We start from the raw sequence: 21,674 nt of genomic DNA, 5'->3' as shown, positions 1-21,674 counted from the left end.
ATTCTAGGGTCTATGGTTTTCTGTTGGGTAAAAATAGTTAATTTTAACCTTTATATTTTTTATGACTTATGAGAAAATATTATTAGTTTATAATGTGGAAGGGAAGTGAGTTAATGGAAGCAATGGATGTAAAAAAGGATATCATAAACCGGCTAAAAACCATCAAGGGTCATATTAACGGAATAGAAAAAATGATTGAGGAGGATAAGGGCTGTCATGAGGTCCTAGTTCAAATAACCGCCATAAAGGCATCAATTGAAAAGGTAGGATTGTTAATAATTGAAGAGAATTCTAAGGAATGCCTTATGAAGGATCATGTGACCAATGAAGAGATAGAGGACATCATAAAGAATATTATCAAATTCATGAAATAATGATAGATTGTTGTCTTAAATTATCATGAATACAGGAAACCTTCAATAGGGAAATATAATATAATCAACAAGGAATATATTTTGTCCTCTTGATGTAAAATAAGTACAGTGATCAATAGTGAAAAGTGCCAAATGAAAAATGAAAAACTAGTTGATACTCTTATGCATGGTATTTATTTACATAATAGCTATATAACTATTTGTAAGCAGATTATTTAAATAATGATATTTATAAAACGTTATTTTGACCATAACTTTTCATTTTTAACTTTTCATTTTTAATTCTGATTTTACCAGAAAGGAATGTACTTATTATGGTATCTGCAAACATCAAACTTGAAATAGTAGACTTTATTCAAAAACTAGATGAAGAGAGGGGCTTTTTTAATAGCGTTGATGAAATAAACAAATTTAATATTGATGCAATTATTGAGCTCATTCAATACCAAAATGTGAAGGAACAAGGAGATCCACTCTTTACTAGGAGAGAAATTCGACAAGGAATTAAAAAATATTTTATTCAGAACCAACCCCAATCTCGATCTCAGGGAGAATAAAATGATGAATAAGGGAATATTTTTTGACAGAGATGGCGTTCTAAATGATAACAAAAAGCATGTAAATAAACCCCAAGATTTAAATTTGTATGATGGAGTGAGGGAAGCTTTGGTCTTAGCCAATGAAGCGGGCTTCGATATATTTGTGGTTACCAATCAGGGGGGGATTGAATTAGGTCATCTCACCCACCAGATGCTCTATGATATACATCTTCGTTTAAGGGAACTTCTAGAAGGTTATTGTGTCATAAAGGATATTGAGTATTGCCCTGACTTTAAAAGGCCCAGTAAATATAGAAAGCCGGAGGCTGGTATGCTATTTAAATTGGCGGAAAAATATCATATAGATTTGGGTTGTAGCTGGATGGTGGGGGATAGAGATACAGATATAACAGCTGGTATAAAGGCCAATTGTTATACTGCAAAAATAGGAGCCTATGACCCAAGGGCTACCATTAACGAATCCCAACTTAAAGATCGAAATATGAATAGGGAAGTTGATCTTGAAGCTGTTGTGAAAGAAATTATAAGACAATCCCGCTGAAAAATTTGGGTTTTGAGAGATTATATGTTAAAATTGTGTAAGAAGACAAAATGTCTATAATACTTAACTATTACATCTTATAAAGGAGGAGTGAATCATGGCAAAGGAAGTAATCATTTACACCAGCAATACATGACCCCACTGCCATACAGCGAAAGAGTATCTTTCGGAAAAGGGTGTTGAGTACACAGAAAAAAATGTACAAGAGGATGCAGTTGCTAGAAAAGAACTCATGAAAAAAGGAATTATGGCAGTTCCTGTGATAGAAATCGACGGAGAAGCAGTTGTGGGCTTCGATAAGGGTAAAATAGAAGGTCTTTTAGCAGAGTAGAAAAATTTTTTAATTAGAAAAGAATCAGAGGGGTAATCTCTGATTCTTTTTATATACCTTTTATATTTTATACTTTTTTAACTCGTTTCTAAAGCTATTAATAAGGGATTCTAGCTGAGAAATCTGCTGTGATAAATCCTTTACCTTATCTGAGTATTGAGTAACACTTGCACTCATTTCCTCTGATGAAGCGGAGTTTTCCTCGGCAATGGCTGCTAATGAGTGAATATTTTCAACCACTCCTGTTAGCCTTGCAGTTTCAGCTGATAATTCATTGATGAGCTTTACGATGACGTTGGCAACATTTATAATCTGTTGGGTAGAGTTTTCATTGTCAATGGTGACTTTATCAAGGGTTTCATTACTGGATTCAAGCTGGTGATACTGTTCTTGAATGTCCCTTACAAACTTTTCAATTTGATTAATAAAGAAAATCAAATTATCATTTATATGGTGAACTGACTCCTTAGAATTTTCTGCTAGTTTTCTTATTTCATCTGCAACAACTGTAAAGCCCTTACCCGCTTCACCTGCTCTAGCAGCTTCAATGGCAGCATTTAGGGCCAGAAGGTTGGTTTGATCAGCAATTGCTTCAACAGTAGCACTTATTTCCATGATTTTAGAGGCTTGGGTTGCAAGGTCCTTTCCCTGTTGATTCACACTGGAAAAATTATTTTTAACATTATTAATCATATGATTTACATTTTTTATAGAATTATAGGAACCCTTCAAGCTGCTGACAGAATCCTCTAAAAGATCCTTACCCTCAGTTTCTTCTTTAACAATTTTATTTAAAGTAGTTATGTATTCATCTAATATGACAACGGCGTTTTCGGTTTCCTCTGCTTGATTGGTTGCACTTAAGGCAACCTCCTGTACAACAGATGATATAGAATCCGATAGATCCTTCATGTGGGAGGCTATATCAGAAAATTCCTTAACATAGTTATTCATATCATCAGTACCACCCTTTAAAAAGAGGAAATCCTTTTTAACCACATCTTTAGAGGTATTTAGGGTTTCAATTATTTCTTGGGAAATATCATGGCTTTTTATGGATGTTTTGCTTGCGAAATCATATTCCTGAAGCTTAGCCACTTCCTCCTTAATTAGTTTAAAGGGTTTAAGGGTAAGGAAGGAAACTGTAAAGGTTGAAATAATTGAGACAATTGATATCAGCAAACTATCCAAAATATTTTCTGTACCATTAATATAATAAGCTATAATAAATACTAGGATTCCAGGTGAAAGACTGATCTTAAAGGGCAAACTCTTAATAAAACCTAAGCCTAACAGTTTGCTTACCGGTGACGATATGGTTCTATCGGGGGTTTTTTCCAGCTTTATTCTCACCCTCATCATGTGTTTATCATCATGAGTTTTACCCTTTTCAAGGATTTCTAACTCAAGCTTTTCTTGAAAATACTTTGAGCTGCCCTCTAGAAGTCCTATGAAATAATCGAATAAGCCTCTTTTCGATATATAGGTAATTTCTATTTCTTTTTCGTTTATTTCCTTAGGATACATTCTTGGAGGATTGGCGCCTTTGACTATTTTAGTTAACTGAGTATGTACATCATCCATCATAATCAGAAAACCCTTAAGGCTATATCTTTTAAAATATGAAGGAAACCATTTTTGAAAGGTATAAATATTTTCCCTACCAACCTTCCGCCATATATTAGCAACTGGTTCTTTAACCTCCTTGGAAATATAATCAAAGATCCTAAATATTTCCGAATCCACTATATCCTCTAAAGGGCTAATGATTCTATCCTGATTCCATGCAACTGATTTAATTGCATTATTTATTACCTCATCACCATAAATCCCTCTAAGGCTTTTTAGCCAAGTTGAAACTACCGTTCCCTTCATAGCACAGCTCCTTCCATTGTGAAATTTGTAGAATAATGTCGTCTATTATATAATAGCACTTATTATAGGTTTTAAACTATTATTTTTTATGTTTTTAAGTATTTATGATATAATTTAAGATATTATAATGGGTGGAGGCGATCCTTTGTCTACGATATATCAATTCCTTAGTATTCTTGTAGTCCTATTATTAATGGGTGTGCCTGTGATTATTACTGTGTTATTGCTTAAGTATTTTGGTAGATCTACCCCAAAGGATGAGCTCCTTCGAAGGATCGTAAAGCTAGAAAAAAGGGTAGAAGAACTAGAAAAGGAACTTATGGATATAGAGGATCATTTTGAGGAATAATAAATGAATTGAGAATTGAGAATTGAGAATTGAGAATTGAGAAATAATAAAAATAAAATCCCAAGCTTAAATAATCTAAAAATTGAACTTTGTTCTTCAAATTTTACCATAAATTCTACATTCTAAATTCTACATTCTTCATTTACAATAATTTCAACATTTAACATTCAACATTTAACATGAATTATTAAAATTATCATATTGACAAGAACTTTTCCAATATTATATAATTCAAAATAATAAAACGATGATTGAGAATAGTAGAGGTAGGCAATTTATAATAGCGAGTCGATGATGGTGGAAGATCGAACTAAATCCTACTTTGAATGGACTTATGAGTGCTGGTTAAAAGCTAGACGGCAATCCTCCGTTAGAAGGATAGGTTATTAAACCAATAAGGGGTGCTTAGGCACAATTTAGAGTGGTACCGCGGAGAATACTCTTCGTCTCTTAATTTAGAGATGAGGAGTTTTTTATTTAATAAATTGATGGGAGGTTATATAATGAAGGAGAAGATTATATTTAGTGGTGCACAACCAACGGGAAGTTTGACCCTAGGAAACTATATTGGGGCTATTCAAAACTGGAAAGCTTTAGAAAAGGAATATCAATGCTTGTATTCCATTGTTGATCTACATTCTTTAACCGTTAGGCAGGACCCTAAGGAGTTTAATAGAGTTTGTTTATCCTTTTTAGTACAATATTTAGCCTGTGGTTTAGATCCAGTGAAAAACATATTATTTTTTCAATCCCATGTTCCTCAGCATACAGAATTATCATGGATTCTAAATTGTTATACTTATATGGGAGAGCTGGGCCGAATGACTCAATTTAAAGAGAAGTCAGATAAGCATAAGGATAACATTAACTCAGGTCTATTCACCTATCCAGTGCTGCAGGCAGCAGATATTCTTTTATACAAAACAGATGTTGTTCCTGTAGGAGAGGACCAAAAACAACATTTAGAGCTGACTAGGGATATCGCTCTTCGATTTAATCAGGTTTATGGTGATACCTTCACCGTGCCGGAGCATCATATACCGAAGGTGGGGGCTAAAATCATGAGCCTTCAAGATCCAACTAAAAAAATGTCAAAGTCAGATGAAGATAGCAATGGCACTATTTTCCTAATGGATTCTGAGGATGTTATTGTTAAGAAAATTAAAAGGGCTGTAACTGATAATGAAGGAAGAATAGCCTATAGTGATCATCAGCCAGGAGTTAAAAACCTGATAACCATTATATCTACCCTGAGTGGTAAAAGCATAGAAGCAGTGGTGGAATCCTTTGAAGGAAAGGGCTATGGAGCATTAAAGACTGAGGCAGCAGAGGTGGTTAATGAGACCTTAAAACCCTTCAAGACAAGATATGAAGATTATACTAATAATCTAGATTACGTTGTGTCTGTATATACAAAGGGAGCCGAAAGGGCCAGTGAAATGGCTGAGACCACCATGAGGGAGGTAAGGGAAAGCTTGGGACTGATAACCCTCAAATAATAACATGAATAATATACCAATAATAAATTATTTAATAAGAAGGTATATTATACTTGAGGTGATATTTATGAATAACAATAGAAGGCCTGTAGTACCTGAGGCTCGTCAGGCTCTAAATTCATTTAAAGAAGAGATTGCAAAGGAATTAGGCTTAGAAAACGAGACTAGAGCAGGCTATGTTGACGGCAACATGGTTAAAAAAATGGTAGAGGAAGCAGAGAAGTCTTTAACACATTTAGGAAGGTCTTAACCTTCCTATTTTATTTTTTCATAGGAAAAGTTCGTTTTAAGTCCTATAAAATGGGAGGTTCTTAAGGGGGGCGTTCCCTGGAAAACAAAAGCAATTTCACCTAAAATATTTAATTAATGAAATACTTTTGTTATTTGACGTTTTCTTTCACCATTTGGTACAATAGAAGGAATAAGAGATAATATAACTTGAGGAAGTGTAACCTTGAAAAATAAAATTGTACATTTAACATTAATGGTTTTTTTTATATTGTTTGGTTTGCTTGTAGGGATACAATTAAATACCCACGAAAAAATCCAGCCCAATAGCTTTAATAATAATATAAACAATGATTCTGACATAAGTGAAATCAACGCTCTAAGAAAGAATAATAAGGAAATGAGACAAAATATTCAAGAATTAGAAGCTAGAGTTGAAGAATTTGAGAAGGAGAGGGCTACAGAAAGTATTCCACTAAAGAAGTTAAGGGCTGATGTAAATCAATTTAAGTTGTTAAGTGGACATATGGCGGTTACGGGGCCTGGGATTATCATAACCATTGAAGGAGAAGAGGGAGTAAATATTGCTCCTGTAATAGACGATAAAAGGTACCTGATAAACTTAGTGAATGAATTAAGGGTTTTTGGTGCTGAGGTTATAACCATAAATGATAATCGAATTACTGCTAGAAGTGAAATTATTCGTGCAGGAAACCACATAAATGTCAATGGTATGCCCATATCACCACCCTATACAGTTGGTGCCATAGGAGATGTAAATGCATTAAAGAGATATGTTGAATATAGAACATTGATATTTAGCCTAATGTCTAACGATGGAATAGAAAGTAAAATCGATTTTAGTGAAAACATGGAAATACCCAAGGTAACTAAGGAAAAACCCATACAATTTTATAAAACAGTTCCTAATGAAGGATAAATGTAGATAAAAAAACAACAGATATTTCAATCTGTTGTTTTTTTATCTACTTTGTGAAATGATGGTCACCTATGACAACAACAGTTTCCCTATTAAAGCTCCATCCCGCTGTTGCAATTTGGGGATTGTAAAAAAATAAGCATCCCTTTGTTGGATCATTGCCCATTAGAGCCTTAAAAGCTGCTTTATAGGCCACTTCATTAGGTTCTAGCTGAAATTGACCATCATCAACTGAGCTAAATTGTTTTGGTTGCAATATTACTTCTTCTATTCTATTTGGAAATTCACCTGAGCCTACACGATTAAGGACTACTGCACCTACTGCAATCATACCCATTTCATCTTCGCCTCTTGCTTCAGCATGGATAATCTTTGCTAGTAGATAGATTTCGTGGGAAGAATAGTATTTACCGCTAACTGTAATGCCTGAGATAAGCCTCTGATTGGGTTGCCTCTCGGGTTTCCTCTAAAATCAATAAATCAGAGCCATAATCCTTATAGGCATTTATTTCTTGTATACTAGGTGCAATCAGCATAAAGGATAGAGCCAACATTAACAGATTTTTTTTCATTTTAAACCCTCCCTGTAGCCTACGAGGTTAGCTGTCGGGTTCGGCTTGGGAAATAGCCTACGTCATAATAGACGATTCACCCCATTTTTGGGTCCCCCGCAGTTTATTTTAATAAACTTTCGGCTCATTTATATTTTTTACAGGCTAAAATGAAAATATGATGTTAATGTAAGTTTAATTTGGAAAATAATAACAACTAATTATCGCATAAACATATTATACAAAATTTTTAGTATTAGATAAAGAATAATGGAAGCTATAGTCCATAGAACAAAAAGACCTATTGAGAAATGCTGCTGTCCACGGATGATTAACAAAAAAGATGCAACAATCAAAGAGGATATAAAGGTATCAGGACTCTTTATAACATCCCTAAATTTTTTCTTGATAAATAGGATATCTATTACAGAAAAAATAATGAGCGTTTTTAGCCATTCCCATAACAAAAATCCCCCAGTATCTATATAATCCATTATATTTTCCCCCTTCTATATTAAAAAATTTATAAATTCATATGAACAAAGATTTTTTTATTTTTTGTAATTGCAAATAAAAAGAAGCAAATACTTTAAATACACATATATTTATTATAAACCATCTACAAGGCTAGGTGAAGGATATGTTATCTGTAAATGAAATAATTATTCGATTGGCATTGGCTGTTATATTAGGGGGATTAGTAGGCATCGAGAGGGAAAGCATTAGGAGAGCTGCAGGTTTTAGAACCCATATATTGGTGTGTATAGGGGCTTCGCTAGTGATGCTTCTTTCCTTACATCTATACGGAAACTATAGGAATTACTCCGATATTGATCCGGCGCGGCTAGGGGCCCAGGTTATAAGTGGAATGGGCTTCTTAGGAGCTGGGACAATTATTAGAGAGGGCAATACTATTAAGGGTTTAACTACTGCAGCTAGTCTATGGACAGTTGCTGCCATTGGATTAGCCATAGGTGCAGGATTTTATACTGGAGCCATTATAGCAACCATTACTGTTTTATTGGCCCTTAAGGTTTTTACCCACTTAGAAATTTATATACCCGACAAAAGAAGTATCATTGCCATACAGCTGACTATTGACAATGTTCCCGGCCAATTGGGCCGGGTAGCAGAAGCCTTAGGTAAGAACGATATTTCAATTATACAGGTTTCTTTGGATATGATGACTGAGGAAAGCGAAACAGCATTATTAACCCTTAAGGTTAAGTCCAAAGGTAACAAACAACATGAATTCCATAAGGAAGATATAGCCATCATCTTAAAGGATACAAAGGGTATAAGAAAGATCACGATTATTTAATAAGGTATACTTTATCTTAGAAGAAGTGATATAGTAGAAGGTAGGAAAATTGAAATTGCAAAATTTAGAATTGAAAATTATAAATATGCCTTCGTGGTATGTTGTTTTCATTGGGAAATAGCTGATAAACAACAATATCATGAGAATAAGGCTCAATTGTAATTGGCCTTATCTCACTGCAACTTTTAACTTTTAATTTTTAACTTTTCACTGGTTTATAATACTGAAAGGACCGGTTATACATATGAGGGTAAGAAATATACCAGGAGTAGATAATTTACTAAGGGAATTCAGCTTTTTCGTGGATTCAACAAAATCCAAGGGTAGCTTCAGAAAACGATTTAATAATGAAAACCCTATACATATTGAAATAGGTATGGGGAAGGGGAAGTTTATCATGACATTAGCAGAAAAGAACCCCCACATCAACTATGTAGGAATAGAAAAGTCAGGTGAATTGCTATATAAAGCCGCAAGGGAAGTTGAAGAAAAAGGCTTAAATAATTTACTGCTAACCAAAGCCATTGCTGAGGAAATAGAGGATTTTTTTTTAGTGGGAGAAATTCAACGAATCTATCTAAACTTTAGCGATCCGTGGCCGAAAAAACGCCATGAAAAAAGAAGGCTAACCCATAGTAGTCTATTAGTTAAATATAAAAAGATTTTACCCCCAAAAGGTGAAATACACTTTAAAACCGATGGTTTAGAATTATTTGAGTTTACTTTAGATGAGATGCGAAGGTGTGGACTAAAGCTTATGGAGGTTATCTATGACCTCCATAAGGAAAAAGACCTTGAAAATATTATGACAGAGTATGAAGAAAAGTTTTTTAGAATGGGGAAGGCTATATATAAATGTGTTGGAATTAATGAATAATCTTAGCCTTATTTAACTTAGCTTCAACCTCATCTATTAGACCAATTACACCCTCGAAGGCAAAACTAGAACTCAGTAGCTGGGACTTCAAAGATAAAAATTCCTGTTGGATGTTAACCAGAAGGTCGGAGGGGATCTTGTAGTTTTCAATTGTCTCTTTAATCTCTTTTAATCTTATAACTGCTTGTAAGGTTGTCATATAACTGGCTCCTCAAGATGAATACTTTTGATATATAAATAATACTAAAAAATCACTCTAAGTAGGTTAAAATACTGCATAAATTTAGTTAAATTTTTTTAACTTTTATTGTAGTAAATTAATATTTACCTTTTTTATTTAATAGGAAAGTTCTCTTTTTTTACCTATTAAATGGGGGATTTTAAGGGGGTAACCCCCTTATAAAAATAAGGAGAGTACAACGAAGTGTCCTAGAGAACGCATGGGTTCTCTGGAAAACAAAAGCATTTTAACCATAAGTATTAACGCATGAATTGCTTTTGTTCGCATAAATCAGAATTAAGGCAGGAAAAATGTCTTTATATGTGGGAAAATAGAATATACATATTAAAGGGGGATGGGAAGCTATGGAGAACACATTCAATAATTTATTAGACACTACCCATAACAAGGCTGTTTTGGAAAGCATAAATCCCCTTCTAAAGCTTAAGCCCATGGAGGTTATTAACAAAGGCACAATACTCAATTTCCCCAATAGCTATAGGCGAGCCCCTTTAGAAGATGTTGAAATTTATTTTCTTTTTCAATATGACAAAACTGCCTTTTATATGGAATGTGAGGGTGAGAGGGACCTAAATTGGATATTAAATGATATTAGCTGCAAGCTATCAATTACAGGAGAGGTCCTTTTCCTTACTCTGATTGTTGATAAAGAAAAGGCTACCTTTTCCTTCAGTTTAAATGAAAATGATGAAATCCTAAGCTCCCTAAAGTTTCTTCAACAAAAAATCTTTTCAATTTACTATCTTCTTGATCAAGGTGAAAATTACTGTTACTTAGGATATCAAAGGTTTAGGATTCGAGAGAAAGATACTACTGATATAATATTTAAGATAAAAAAACTAATCGAGTAGAAGGGACTATTTCCTCTACTCGATTTTTATCGTTTTATATTCTAGTTCTGTTGGAGGAAGAACTATTAGCTAGTAACTATATAAAACTCCAAGGGCCTTTGGGCCAAGGTGGGCGCCAATTACTGGTCCTAAAACCTCTAGGTTTATAGTAGCACTGGGATATTTGTCTATAAAGTATTCTTTAATCTCAGTAGCCTCCTCAAGGGCAAAAATATGACAGATGCTTATGGTTTTAACCTCTTGTGGAATCCCTTCGCTGATCTTTTCTATGGCGTTTTTTCTACCTCTAACCTTTCCTACCGGTACAAGCTTACCATCCTTTAAGGCGATAATGGGCTTAATGTTCAAAAGATTCCCTATAAGGGCCCCGGTGTTGGAAAGACGTCCACCCTTTTTCAAATATTCAAGGGTTCCTACAGTTAAATTTACACCCATTCTCTTCTTTTGAGATTCTAAGATATTCACTATTTCATTTCTTGACAATCCATTATTGGAAAGTTCAAGGGCCATCATAACTAGCTCCTTTAAATTGGCTGCAGTTGTTTCAGAATCCACTACCGTAACCTTAGATTGGTCAACTAAGGCTGCAGCAGTAATGGCACTATTATATGTACCACTAAGCTTGGCTGTGAGGGTTATGGTAATCACTTCTTTGCCTTCTTCGATGGCTTTTTTATACACCTCAGCAAAGGCGCCAGCAGAAGGCTGGGAGGTGGTAGGAAAATCCTTAGATACAGCAAGTCTATTAAAAAATTCGTCAAATTCCCCTGGAAAGCCCTCATCACTTACAGTGTTTTCAAAGTTCACTGAAAGGGGAACAATTTTCAATCCGTATTTCTCCATTTCGGCCCTTTCGAAGTAAGCGGTGCTATCGGTGACTATTTGGATCATTATATCATCTCCTTACGAATAATAGTATATAATAATAATACCAGGTACTAATACCTGTTGTAAAGTTATAATTTAAAAGTGCTACTAACAAATAGTATTTCTAGAACCATTCATTTAATAACTCCTACCATAGAATATCGTAAGAAGCCTAGAAGATAGTGAATATGTACTATTTATATCAGCCTTAAAAAGATCTATTGACTTTTAGAATTATTAGGTTTATCCTATATAAGGATGTATATTTAGATTTTCGAAATAATTTGGGGGCTGAGTTAATGAAAAGACTTCTCGGAAGACTAAAGGCAGACATAGGGATATTACCTGTAAATATAAAATGGATTTTTGCTGTAGTACTACTTAATAACTTAGGCAATGGCATGATTTCCACCTTGTATAATTTGTACCTTCAAGAAATTGGCTTTAATAAAGCCTTTATGGGGCAGTTAATTTCCATGACAGCCCTAGCCAGCGCAATATTTTTAGTTCCTGTAGGATTTTTTAGTGATCGATTAGGCAGAAAAAATATTATGATGACAGGTATTTTTGTAACTGCCCTTTGTCAGATTTTTAGGGCCTTATTCCTTAGTCAAGGACAATTATTGTTGTTCAGCTTTACGCTGGGGATCTTTAACTCCTTTTTTATGGTTAGTAATGCTCCCTTTTTAATGGAAAATACAACAAAGGAAAACCGAATTAGAATTTTTAGCGTAAATACTGCTTTAATGATATTCTCCTCTATGGTGGGTAGTATAATCGGAGGTAGCTTACCGTTATTATTGATAAAGCTGGGGGTGAATACCCTAGATCAGAGTCAAAGGATTACTCTGTTGATAGCAGCATCCTTTAGTTTGCTGGCTCTGATTCCTATGAGCAAGATTAAATCCAAGGGTTCCAAGAAAGAAAATCAATGGCCTGAGTTTGTAAAAAATATAACCTCCAAAAACAATTGGAGGCTTATGTCTAAACTCATATTTTCAAGTGGGTTAGTAGGCTTTGGTGCGGGTCTATTTGTACCCTTTTCTAATGTTTATTTTGAGAATCAATTTAGCTTAAACAGTAGTACCATAGGCTTTATTATTTCCGCCGGGCAGGCTTCCACAATCATTGCAGTGATGATGGGGCCCTTTCTAGCATCAAAGCTGGGAAAGGTTAAGACTGTCTTTATGCTTCAAATTTTATCAATACCCTTTATGATCATGCTGGGGGATACGAGTATTCTTTGGATTGCCATTATTGCCTTTTTAATAAGGCAAGCGATCATGAATGCCAGTGGACCCATCTCCTCAACCATTATGATGGAGGAGGTTCCAGAAAATCTAAAGGGCTTAACCAACAGCTTGAGTCAAGCCGTTGTTCAGGTTGGATGGGCTGTTTGTACAAGACTCAGCGGGATTATTATAGATGGCTATGGTTATGAATGGATTTTCTATCTAGCAGGAACCCTCTATGCAACCTCCGCCATATACTATTATTTTGCCTTTAGAGGTTTAGACGGAAGAAAGTCCTTCGTTATGAAAAGAGCACTATAATCTTATTGTCTTGAATATAAATATAATATATGGTAAACTCAAGTTAGGATGGCTACTCAGCTAGAGAGCTAAACCTTTTAAAGTTCAATAATTATAAAAAATTATATTACTTCTGCTCTAAGCCATGGGGACTGAGACAGAAAAGACAAATAAAATCGATGCTAAGCACCTTTTTGAATCCTCAAATAGGTGTATTTTATTTACATGCCTTTTCTGTGATAACCATGGAAGAGGTTTTTGTTATTTATCGTTAAATGAGGGGGGAAGGATTGTGGATATTGGATTTATTGGTGGAGGTAAGGTTGGGAAGAGCTTCGGAAAATACTTAATAAACAATGGATATCGGGTTGTAGGCTATTATAGCAGAAGTTTAAAATCTGCTAAGGAGTCTGCTAACTTTACAAATTCTCTCGAATTTGAAAGTCTTGAAGCCATTGTTGAGGCCTCTGATGCTATTTTCATTACCACCCCGGATGATACCATTGAAGAGGTGGCCAATAGCTTATCTGAAACAGGAAAATTGAAGAAAGGTCAGCTATTAATTCATATGAGTGGGGCCCATTCTTCTCGGTTGCTAACAAAAGCTAAAGATGAGGGTTGTTATATTGCATCCCTACATCCCCTACAGGCCTTTGCCAATATTGAAAAGGCAGTTTTAGATTTGAAGGAAACTGTATTTAGTATAGAAGGGGATGATGAGGCTAAGGAAATATTATTGGAGCTTATCCAGGATTGTGGCAATAAATTTTTTACACTTAAAGGGGAGGATAAGGCTCTATACCATGGGGCTGCCTGCGTTGTTTCAAATTATTTGGTGACTCTGATGGACTTAGGAATAAGCCTACTAACAGCGGCAGGAATAGATGCTGATGTTGGTTTTGACGCCTTGTATCCTTTGATAACTGGAAGCATGAATAATATTAAAAATCTTGGCACCATAAAGGCCCTGACGGGGCCCATCGTAAGAGGAGATGTTCATACCATAAAAAGTCATATAGACAAGCTTGAGGAAAAGCTTCCAAATAAGCTGGAATTTTATAAGTTTTTGGGTAGGGAAACCACTTCCCTTGCCAAGAAGGGTAGGCTGAAGGATGAGGTAGCTATTGAGGATTTAAATAAATTATGGAAAGAGGAGATTGTATGAGTAGATTTTCAACTGCATCCTTTTTAAGTAGTAAAAAAGAAGGAAGAAAAATATCAATGTTGACAGCTTATGATTATTCTACTGCTAGGCTTTTGGATGAGGCAGGAGTAGATAGTATACTTGTTGGTGATTCCTTGGGAATGGTGATTTTAGGCTATGAAAACACCCTGCAGGTAACGGTGGAGGATATTATCCATCATACTAAGGCAGTGGCAAGGGGCTGTAAGAGAGCGCTGGTAATAGCAGATATGCCCTTTCTTTCCTATCATATTAGTGTTGAAGAAACAATAAAGAATGCAGGTAGAATGATACAAGAGGCCAATGCCCATGCTGTAAAGCTTGAAGGCGGAACTGAGGTTGTAGACAAAATAAAGGCCTTAGTAAAGGCACAAATACCTGTAGTAGGTCACCTTGGATTAACTCCCCAATCGGTAAACATGATGGGGGGCTTCAAGGTTCAGGGCAAGGACGAGGTTCAAGCTAGAAAAATTCTTGAGGATGCAAAGCTATTACAGGAGGCTGGGGTATTTTCAATAGTATTAGAGTGTGTACCAGAAAAGCTAGCAAAAATCATTACCGAAGCCATAGACATTCCCACTATAGGGATAGGAGCGGGTAAATACTGTGATGGACAGGTTTTGGTTACTCAGGATATGTTGGGGATGTTTAGTGACTTTAGTCCGAAATTTGTTAAGAAATATTGTGATGTAGGGTCAGACATTAAAGGGGCTGTTGCAGCATTTAAAGAAGAAATTCAAAAAGGAGCCTTTCCAGCAGAAAAGCACACCTTCACCATTGATGAGGCAATTTTGGATAAAATTAATTTAAAAGCTTAAGAGCTAATGTTGAATGTTAAATGTTGAATGTTGAATTATTGTAGCTTCCAAATATGGAAGCAAATTATAGTAGATAAATTATTGAAGGAAGGTATTGAAATTGCAGATTATTACCACCGTAAAGGAAATGAAGGGAATTGTAAAAAACCATAAAGCTCTGGGAGAAACCATTGGATTTGTTCCAACCATGGGGTATTTACATCAGGGTCATAGGTCCTTAATTGAGAGAGCTAGAAAAGAAAATGATCTTGTTGTTGTAAGTATATTTGTGAATCCTACTCAGTTTGGAGCAAATGAGGATTTTGATATATATCCAAGGGATATTGACAGGGATAGCCAGCTTACAAGGGAAGCCGGTGGTGACTATATCTTTCATCCCTCGGCTGATGAGATCTATCCAATGGGCTATCGAACCTATGTTGAAGTTACAGATATTACAAATATTCTTTGTGGAGGGTCTAGGCCAGGCCATTTTAAAGGAGTAACAACCGTTGTTCATAAGCTCTTTCAAATAGTAAGTCCAACCAGAAACTACTTTGGTCTGAAGGATGCTCAACAGGTGGCTGTAATTCAAACAATGGTTGAAGACCTATTTATGGATATAGAAATTGTTCCATGCCCCATCATCAGAGAGATTGATGGACTGGCTATGAGTTCTAGGAATGTGTATCTCAGTGATGAAGATCGTAAAGCTGCTCTTATGATATCTAGAAGTCTTTTTCATGCTAAGGAGGCAGTGGAAAAGGGAGAAAGGAATATAGAAAAGATTAAGAAAATGATTAGATATCTTCTTTCTGAAGAACCCCTCCTAAAGCCAGAATATGTAGAGGCTGTTTCATTTCCTAGATTAGAGCTGATGGATTTTATTGAGGGTAGGGTTTTGATTGCCCTTGCAGTAAAAGTCGGGAAGGTTAGATTAATTGACAATATAATTGTGGAGGTTTAAAAAATGCTGTTAAATATGTTTAAATCAAAGCTTCATAGAGCTACTGTGACGGAAGCCAATCTAAATTATGTAGGAAGTATTACAATTGATGAAGCCCTGCTGGAGGCGGCGGGGATTTACCCAAACGAAAAGGTTCAAATTGTTAATAATAATAATGGAGCTAGATTCGAGACCTATGTAATAAAGGGTGAGAGAAATAGCGGGGTGATTTGTTTAAATGGTGCAGCAGCAAGGCTTGTACAGCCTGGAGATATGGTGATTATTATTGCCTATTGCTGGATCGGAGAAGAGGAGTTAAAAACCTTTAAACCAAAGGTTGTTATTCTAGATGATGATAATGATATAATAGAGCTTAAGGATGAGGAGCATCACGGAGAAGTTTTATAATTATTGATGATATAGTTACAAAGGGGAGGGGATCCTATGGATGCTAAAAAGGAGCTGGTCAATCAGTTGAAAGAGGTAATTGAAAAAAATGAAGAGCTTAATGATATTATCGAAAACCTCTGTGATGGCGTCTATATAACCGATGGATCAGGTAAAACCCTACGTGTCAATAAAACCTATGAAAGAATGTCTGGCCTTAAGAAGGAGGACCTGGTAGGAAAGAACATGGAGGAATTGGTGAAGGAGGGGGTTTTCTCACAATCAGCTAGCCTCCAGGTTTTAAAGCTAAAGGCACCTGCAACGGTGATGTACACTGTGAATACAGGAAAACGTCTTTTGGCTAAGGGGGTTCCGGTTTTTGATTCCTTCGGTAAGATTAAAATGATTGTCAATAATGTATGGGATTTAACGGAGATCTATAGCTTAGAAAACGAGACCATAGGACCAAAGGCATCTTCCCTTCAACAGGAGGTTGATTTCATTTTTCATAGTCCTGCCATGGACAAGGTGGTGGAATTGGCCCTCAAAGCATCCAAGGTAACCTCCAATGTATTGATTCTAGGCGAATCGGGTGTGGGTAAGGATGTTATCGCCAATTTAATTCATAAGGCCAGTGGGGTAAAGGGAACCTTCATTAAGGTAAACTGTGCCGCCATCCCAGAGACTCTACTTGAAAGTGAACTATTTGGGTATGAGTACGGGTCCTTTACAGGAGCAAAAAAGGATGGAAAGGCTGGACTATTCCAAATGGCCAACAACGGAACCATTTTTTTAGACGAAATTGCAGAACTTCCAACCCATCTGCAGGCAAAGCTCCTAAGGGTGATCCAAGACAAAGAGGTAATCCCCATTGGAGCTACTAAATCAATTGCTATCGAAAGCAGAGTGATTGCTGCTACCAATAAGAACATAGAAACAGCCATTGATACCGGTCTTTTTCGAGAGGACCTTTACTATCGATTGAATGTGGTAAGTATAAAGATACCCCCATTGCGGAATCGAGTAGAGGATATCCAGCCCCTAGCAAGATATTTTATGGATCTTTTTAATAAAAAATACAGCCTCAATAAAAGGTTATCTAAAGGAGCCCTAGAGGCATTGGAAAGGTCCCAATGGAGAGGAAACGTAAGGGAGCTAGAAAACACCATAGAGAGGCTGGCGGTGGTTGTGGATGGAAATGTGATAGCTGCTGAGGATATTGCGATAATTCAGAATAAGCCTCTCTTGGCCGATAAAGGGAAGGGGTCCCTAAAGGAGCAACTGATGGAGTTGGAAGTAAAGCTATTAAGAGAAAGTATAGTTGTCAATAAGACCACCCGAAGGGCAGCCAAAGCCCTCGGAATTGATCAATCAACTCTGGTGAGAAAACTTCAAAAGTATGGAATGAAAATGATGGATTAATGCATCAATAGTGATGCTAAAACGCATCTGAATAAAACCCTTAAAAACTAAAGAAAACTAGCTTACATGATGTGTTTATGCATCGAATAGGTGATTTTCTGTATAATAGAATAGACCATATTCCCTAACTTTTTTTGTTAATAGGCATTTTATCCCCTACTATTGCTGGATGAAATGCTTTTTTTATTTAATTTCATTGTTATGGTATGATTTTTGCAAATATTCGTAGTATAAAAATTAAGAGGAGGCTTTAAAATGGAGAAAATCATTTCTAAGGAAGCTTTATCAGAATTTCTAAAGGACGGAATGACCTTGATGATTGGGGGATTTTTAGCTAATGGAACCCCAGAATCATTGATAGATTTCCTTATCGAAAAGAATGTAAAGGATTTAGTGATTATTTGTAATGATACTGGCTTTCCTGATAAGGGAATCGGAAGGCTGGTGGTTAACAGGCAGGTTAAGAAGGTTATAACCTCTCATATAGGAACAAATTCAGAAACAGGAAGACAGATGAATGCAGGAGAAATAGAGGTTCAACTGATTCCTCAAGGAACTCTGGTTGAGAAGATCAGAGCTGCTGGATCTGGATTAGGAGGCTTTTTAACACCCACTGGCATAGGAACAATGGTGGAAGAGGGGAAGGAAAAGATCTTAGTTGATGGGAAAACCTATCTTTTGGAGCTCCCCATCAAGGCTGATTTAGCTTTGCTTAAGGGAAGTAAAGTTGATGAGAAGGGGAATATTTGGTACAACAAATCCACTAGAAACTTTAATCCTGTTATGGCTACGGCTGCTGATTTAGTTGTTGTTGAGGCAGAAGAAATTGTTAAAGCAGGTGAAATAGATCCAAGTAATGTTGTAACTCCTGGAATTTTTGTAGATTATATAGTAAAGGGGAGAGGCTAATGGATATTAGAGATCGAATTGCAAAGAGGGTAGCAAAGGAACTAAGGGATGGAGATGTTGTAAATCTTGGTATTGGCTTACCCACTATGGTGGCAAATTTTATTCCAGATGATGTGGAAATTCATCTTCAATCGGAGAACGGATTTATAGGTATGGGCCCTATTGCAGGGGAAGCTGAGGTTGATAAGGATTTGGTTAATGCTGGTGGTATCTATGTAACAGCTAAAAGGGGTGCTGCCTTCTTTGATAGCACTATGTCCTTTAGTATTATCAGAGGGGGTCATGTTGACGTTACAGTATTGGGGGCCCTTCAGGTTGATAAAGAGGGTAATCTGGCCAACTGGATGATTCCTGGTAAGCTGGTTCCAGGTATGGGAGGGGCTATGGACCTTGTAGTTGGAGCCAAGAGGGTAATTGTGGCAATGGAGCATACTGCAAAAGGCAGGGCCAAGATATTGGAAAAATGCACTCTGCCCCTAACAGCTAAAGGAGAAGTGGATTTAATTATTACTGAAATGGGGGTTATGGAGGTTACCCAAGGGGGATTGGTATTAAGGGAAATTGCCTCAGATATTACGATAGAGGATATCAAAAATGCTACAGAGGCTGAGTTGATAATCGATGAGAATCTGAAGATTATGGAAGTCGCAGAATAACCCTATAACCTATTAAAGAGAAATCTTGGTTTTTAACAATTTCATCAGGTATTTGAAAAATTCACTAATAGAATTAAATCATAAACCATAAGTCTGACTTCTTGCCAGACTTATTACTTTACTACAAACTTTTAGTTTTCTAAGGAGAAATTACATTTTTTAATTTCAAAACCCTCGCCAAAGGTGTAAAATTATTATAAGCATTCTATATAAAAAACGAGGTGTTATTATGAAAACAATTCCAACAACTGAGGCCGTTGGCAAGATCATTGCCCATGACATTACAGAGATCGTACCAGGAAAATTTAAGGGTGTAGCCTTTAAAAAGGGTCATGTCATTGGAGAAGAAGACATAGACCATTTACTGAGAATAGGTAAAGAAAATATATATATATTAGATATAAAAGAAAATCAGCTTCATGAAGATGATGCATCGATTTTTTTAGGTGAAATGATGGCTGGTGAGGGGATCTATTTTACTGAGCCAAGGGAAGGGAAAATCAATATTAAGGCAAAATATCAGGGGCTATTAAAAATCGATAGAAATTTGTTGGAGGAGGTAAATGATCTAGGAGATATTAGTATAGCCACAATTCAGGGGGATAGAGTAGTAAATAAGGATGAGCTTATAGGTGGCTGTAGGGTAATCCCCCTAATTATAGACAAGGAAAAGCTTCATTCAGCAAAGGAGATCCTGGAGAAAAGACCACCCTTAATATCTGTTAAGACTTTTACAAGATTGAAGACAGCGGTAATTGTTACCGGTGGAGAGGTATATAAAGGTTTAATAGAAGACAAATTTGGTCCAGTAGTTGAGAAAAAATTAAAGACCTTTAACTCTGATATTATAATAAAAAAAATTGTTCCCGACGATTTGGATACTATTAAGACAACAATCCTTAAAGCTAAGGAGGCAGGAGCTCAGTTAATTATTGTAACGGGGGGAATGTCAGTGGATCCAGATGATAAAACTCCGGGTGCAATCAAAGCTACAGCAGCAGAGGTTATCAGCTATGGATCACCAGTTTTACCTGGGTCAATGTTGATGGTGGCCTATTTAGATGAGATACCCATATTTGGTTTGCCGGGATGTGTGATGTTTTCCCATACCACAGCCTTTGATATTTTATTGCCAAAGATTTTTGCCGGTGAGAGAATAGTTAGAAGGGATATCTCTCGATTGGGTTATGGGGGTCTATGTCTAAAATGTGATGATTGTACCTACCCCAACTGTCATTTTGGAAAATATTAAATATAAGGATTCCTTATAGAATATAAGGGTTTTGTTCTATAGTTTTTTTTGGTAATGGGATGAAGGCTTTGAATTAGGCTATTTGTCTTGGGGTAATCCAATTAAAATCGTGGATATGGATCTTGTTCTTACAGAATTATACTCTTACACTCTATAAAAAGTATGGTATAATTTTATCAAACTTATTAATTAAGAAGATCCAAGGAGGAATAAATTTATGTTTGGTAAATTAGGTGCACCTGAATTAATCTTAATATTAGTGATTGCCCTAGTGGTTTTTGGTCCAAGTAAGCTGCCCGAAATCGGAAAAGCATTAGGAAAGGGTATTAGAGAGTTTAAAAGCCACACATCAGAAATAACCTCAGGGGTTAAGGGTGAAGCTGAAAAAAAAGAATCAGATAAGTAAACTGAGGATAGCACAATGGAAGATAAGAAGCTTTCTTTAGTAGGTCATTTAGAAGAATTAAGAAAGAGAATTATTATAATAGCCATAGCTCTTATAATGGGTGGGGTCATAAGTTATTTCTATGTTGATAAAATAGTAGATTATATCATTATGCCAGCTAAGGAATTAAAGTTTATTTATTTAAGTCCTCCCGATTTATTTTTAGCCTACATTAAAATATCTCTGCTTACGGGCTTAATAATAACTTTGCCCATCGTTTTATACCAAATATGGCGTTTTGTTTTGCCAGGACTAGATCTAAAGCAAAGGCTTTATCTAGTACTTGCCAATATATTGGCGATGGTTTTTTTTCTACTAGGGGCAGCCTTTGCCTATTTTGGAATCGTGCCATTAACGATTGAATTTTTTATAAAAATGTCTAGGGACGACATTGAGCCTCTTTTTTCCTTTGCAAATTATATCAGCTTTGTGGGCTCTATGCTATTATCCTTTGGCTTAACATTTCAGTTGCCAATATTAGTAATGATGTTATCTCAGTTTAATATAGTAAATCCTACTTTCTTAAGAAAGTCTAGGAAGTTTATTATTTTGATTATCTTTATTGTTGCAGCAATTCTAACGCCGCCGGATATTGTATCTCAAATACTATTGGCAACACCAATGGTTTTGCTTTTTGAACTTAGTATCATCATATCCAGCTTTATCTATAAGAGAAAGAACAAGTAAAAATAACAGATTGCTAGGAGTTCCTATACATAGGAACTCCTTTTTGTCTTATG

The 21,674-nt window shown here is 35.8% G+C and carries 28 protein-coding genes, 1 riboswitch and 1 other annotated feature; of the genes, 22 read left to right on the top strand and 6 right to left on the bottom strand.

The annotated features are described in order from the left end of the window. Positions 1–113 precede the first annotated feature (113 nt). The 4 genes from F8153_RS07570 to F8153_RS07555 all read left to right on the top strand — a co-directional run bounded on the left by F8153_RS07570 (position 114) and on the right by F8153_RS07555 (position 1,806). Entirely contained in the window at positions 114–374 is a 261-nt protein-coding gene (locus tag F8153_RS07570) for a metal-sensitive transcriptional regulator (protein WP_151865755.1), read from the top strand. 314 nt (positions 375–688) lie between these two features. Further along, positions 689–931: a hypothetical protein gene (locus F8153_RS07565; RefSeq protein WP_151865754.1), complete on the top strand. Its 243-nt coding sequence runs from the start codon at positions 689–691 to the stop codon at positions 929–931. Positions 932–935: 4 nt separating this feature from the next. Then, the gene (locus F8153_RS07560) at positions 936–1,475 is read left to right on the top strand and encodes a D-glycero-alpha-D-manno-heptose-1,7-bisphosphate 7-phosphatase (protein WP_151865753.1); all 540 of its coding nucleotides are present in this window, start codon (positions 936–938) and stop codon (positions 1,473–1,475) included. A gap of 97 nt (positions 1,476–1,572) precedes the next feature. Next, the gene (locus F8153_RS07555; RefSeq protein ID WP_151865752.1) at positions 1,573–1,806 is read left to right on the top strand and encodes a glutaredoxin family protein; all 234 of its coding nucleotides are present in this window, start codon (positions 1,573–1,575) and stop codon (positions 1,804–1,806) included. Between the two features lie 60 nt (positions 1,807–1,866). On the opposite strand, the gene F8153_RS07550 is transcribed toward F8153_RS07555, so the two are convergent. Then, positions 1,867–3,681 carry a heme NO-binding domain-containing protein gene (locus F8153_RS07550; RefSeq protein ID WP_151865751.1) on the bottom strand — a complete coding sequence of 605 codons (1,815 nt, stop codon included), beginning with the start codon at positions 3,679–3,681 and terminating at the stop codon, positions 1,867–1,869. 145 nt (positions 3,682–3,826) lie between these two features. On the opposite strand from F8153_RS07550, the gene F8153_RS07545 reads away from it, so the two are divergent. The 4 genes from F8153_RS07545 to F8153_RS07530 all read left to right on the top strand — a co-directional run bounded on the left by F8153_RS07545 (position 3,827) and on the right by F8153_RS07530 (position 6,697). Then, complete coding sequence (locus F8153_RS07545; RefSeq protein ID WP_151865750.1) at positions 3,827–4,030, top strand: hypothetical protein; 204 nt, start codon at positions 3,827–3,829, stop codon at positions 4,028–4,030. A 238-nt stretch (positions 4,031–4,268) separates the two neighbouring features. Continuing rightward, positions 4,269–4,484: a binding site (T-box leader), on the top strand. A gap of 49 nt (positions 4,485–4,533) precedes the next feature. Beyond that, entirely contained in the window at positions 4,534–5,529 is a 996-nt protein-coding gene (trpS, locus tag F8153_RS07540) for a tryptophan--tRNA ligase (RefSeq protein ID WP_207707701.1), read from the top strand. 67 nt (positions 5,530–5,596) lie between these two features. Then, positions 5,597–5,779 (top strand): alpha/beta-type small acid-soluble spore protein, encoded by a 183-nt coding sequence (locus tag F8153_RS07535; protein WP_151865748.1) that lies wholly within the window; start codon positions 5,597–5,599, stop codon positions 5,777–5,779. A gap of 204 nt (positions 5,780–5,983) precedes the next feature. Continuing rightward, the gene (locus tag F8153_RS07530; RefSeq protein ID WP_151865747.1) at positions 5,984–6,697 is read left to right on the top strand and encodes a DUF881 domain-containing protein; all 714 of its coding nucleotides are present in this window, start codon (positions 5,984–5,986) and stop codon (positions 6,695–6,697) included. A gap of 46 nt (positions 6,698–6,743) precedes the next feature. Here the strand turns inward: F8153_RS07530 and F8153_RS07525 are convergent, their stop codons facing one another. The 3 genes from F8153_RS07525 to F8153_RS07520 all read right to left on the bottom strand — a co-directional run bounded on the left by F8153_RS07525 (position 6,744) and on the right by F8153_RS07520 (position 7,742). Then, entirely contained in the window at positions 6,744–7,034 is a 291-nt protein-coding gene (locus F8153_RS07525; RefSeq protein ID WP_151865746.1) for a cell wall hydrolase, read from the bottom strand. 76 nt (positions 7,035–7,110) lie between these two features. Next, entirely contained in the window at positions 7,111–7,269 is a 159-nt protein-coding gene (locus F8153_RS16055) for a hypothetical protein (protein ID WP_192929712.1), read from the bottom strand. Position 7,270: 1 nt separating this feature from the next. Continuing rightward, positions 7,271–7,404, bottom strand: a riboswitch (cyclic di-AMP (ydaO/yuaA leader). A gap of 65 nt (positions 7,405–7,469) precedes the next feature. Beyond that, entirely contained in the window at positions 7,470–7,742 is a 273-nt protein-coding gene (locus tag F8153_RS07520; protein ID WP_151865745.1) for a hypothetical protein, read from the bottom strand. 146 nt (positions 7,743–7,888) lie between these two features. Between F8153_RS07520 and F8153_RS07515 the strand changes: the two genes are divergently transcribed. Beyond that, on the top strand, positions 7,889–8,569 hold the full coding sequence (locus tag F8153_RS07515) for an MgtC/SapB family protein (protein WP_151865744.1): 681 nt from the start codon (positions 7,889–7,891) through the stop codon (positions 8,567–8,569). 244 nt (positions 8,570–8,813) lie between these two features. After that, on the top strand, positions 8,814–9,446 hold the full coding sequence (trmB, locus tag F8153_RS07510) for a tRNA (guanosine(46)-N7)-methyltransferase TrmB (RefSeq protein WP_151865743.1): 633 nt from the start codon (positions 8,814–8,816) through the stop codon (positions 9,444–9,446). Here the strand turns inward: trmB and F8153_RS07505 are convergent. Further along, a complete protein-coding gene (locus tag F8153_RS07505) occupies positions 9,436–9,645 on the bottom strand; it encodes a hypothetical protein (RefSeq protein ID WP_151865742.1) in 210 nt (69 codons plus the stop codon). The two genes, trmB and F8153_RS07505, sit on opposite strands and share 11 nt — an antisense overlap. 386 nt (positions 9,646–10,031) lie before the next feature. On the opposite strand from F8153_RS07505, the gene F8153_RS07500 reads away from it, so the two are divergent. After that, positions 10,032–10,538, top strand: coding sequence for a hypothetical protein (locus F8153_RS07500; protein ID WP_151865741.1), 507 nt, complete (start codon positions 10,032–10,034; stop codon positions 10,536–10,538). 69 nt (positions 10,539–10,607) lie between these two features. Here the strand turns inward: F8153_RS07500 and F8153_RS07495 are convergent, their stop codons facing one another. After that, a complete protein-coding gene (locus F8153_RS07495; RefSeq protein ID WP_151865740.1) occupies positions 10,608–11,429 on the bottom strand; it encodes a DegV family protein in 822 nt (273 codons plus the stop codon). A gap of 275 nt (positions 11,430–11,704) precedes the next feature. Between F8153_RS07495 and F8153_RS07490 the strand changes: the two genes are divergently transcribed. The 11 genes from F8153_RS07490 to tatC all read left to right on the top strand — a co-directional run bounded on the left by F8153_RS07490 (position 11,705) and on the right by tatC (position 21,621). Further along, on the top strand, positions 11,705–12,958 hold the full coding sequence (locus F8153_RS07490) for an MFS transporter (RefSeq protein WP_151865739.1): 1,254 nt from the start codon (positions 11,705–11,707) through the stop codon (positions 12,956–12,958). 271 nt (positions 12,959–13,229) lie between these two features. After that, the gene (locus F8153_RS07485) at positions 13,230–14,102 is read left to right on the top strand and encodes a Rossmann-like and DUF2520 domain-containing protein (protein ID WP_192929711.1); all 873 of its coding nucleotides are present in this window, start codon (positions 13,230–13,232) and stop codon (positions 14,100–14,102) included. Continuing rightward, the gene (gene panB / locus F8153_RS07480) at positions 14,099–14,938 is read left to right on the top strand and encodes a 3-methyl-2-oxobutanoate hydroxymethyltransferase (protein ID WP_151865737.1); all 840 of its coding nucleotides are present in this window, start codon (positions 14,099–14,101) and stop codon (positions 14,936–14,938) included. The genes F8153_RS07485 and panB overlap by 4 nt, the downstream gene beginning before the upstream one ends. 100 nt (positions 14,939–15,038) lie before the next feature. Next, on the top strand, positions 15,039–15,884 hold the full coding sequence (gene panC, locus F8153_RS07475) for a pantoate--beta-alanine ligase (RefSeq protein WP_151865736.1): 846 nt from the start codon (positions 15,039–15,041) through the stop codon (positions 15,882–15,884). Positions 15,885–15,887: 3 nt separating this feature from the next. Next, positions 15,888–16,271, top strand: a complete 384-nt coding sequence (panD, locus tag F8153_RS07470) for an aspartate 1-decarboxylase (protein WP_151865735.1) — start codon at positions 15,888–15,890, stop codon at positions 16,269–16,271. A 36-nt stretch (positions 16,272–16,307) separates the two neighbouring features. Then, complete coding sequence (locus tag F8153_RS07465) at positions 16,308–17,672, top strand: sigma-54 interaction domain-containing protein (RefSeq protein ID WP_151865734.1); 1,365 nt, start codon at positions 16,308–16,310, stop codon at positions 17,670–17,672. Positions 17,673–17,927: 255 nt separating this feature from the next. Beyond that, a complete protein-coding gene (locus F8153_RS07460; protein ID WP_151865733.1) occupies positions 17,928–18,581 on the top strand; it encodes a CoA transferase subunit A in 654 nt (217 codons plus the stop codon). Continuing rightward, on the top strand, positions 18,581–19,237 hold the full coding sequence (locus F8153_RS07455) for a 3-oxoacid CoA-transferase subunit B (RefSeq protein ID WP_151865732.1): 657 nt from the start codon (positions 18,581–18,583) through the stop codon (positions 19,235–19,237). The genes F8153_RS07460 and F8153_RS07455 overlap by 1 nt, the downstream gene beginning before the upstream one ends. Positions 19,238–19,466: 229 nt before the next feature. Beyond that, positions 19,467–20,489, top strand: coding sequence for a molybdopterin-binding protein (locus F8153_RS07450; protein ID WP_151865731.1), 1,023 nt, complete (start codon positions 19,467–19,469; stop codon positions 20,487–20,489). Positions 20,490–20,706: 217 nt separating this feature from the next. Then, the gene (locus F8153_RS07445; RefSeq protein ID WP_151865730.1) at positions 20,707–20,895 is read left to right on the top strand and encodes a twin-arginine translocase TatA/TatE family subunit; all 189 of its coding nucleotides are present in this window, start codon (positions 20,707–20,709) and stop codon (positions 20,893–20,895) included. Positions 20,896–20,910: 15 nt separating this feature from the next. Then, the gene (gene tatC, locus F8153_RS07440) at positions 20,911–21,621 is read left to right on the top strand and encodes a twin-arginine translocase subunit TatC (protein ID WP_151865729.1); all 711 of its coding nucleotides are present in this window, start codon (positions 20,911–20,913) and stop codon (positions 21,619–21,621) included. Positions 21,622–21,674 lie beyond the last annotated feature (53 nt).

Origin of the sequence: Alkaliphilus serpentinus (genome assembly GCF_009017255.1) — a bacterium.
Classification (GTDB): Bacteria; Bacillota; Clostridia; order Peptostreptococcales; family Natronincolaceae; genus Alkaliphilus_D; species Alkaliphilus_D serpentinus.
Note: the sequence above shows the minus strand (reverse complement) of the source record. Positions and strands in the feature narration are given on the sequence as shown.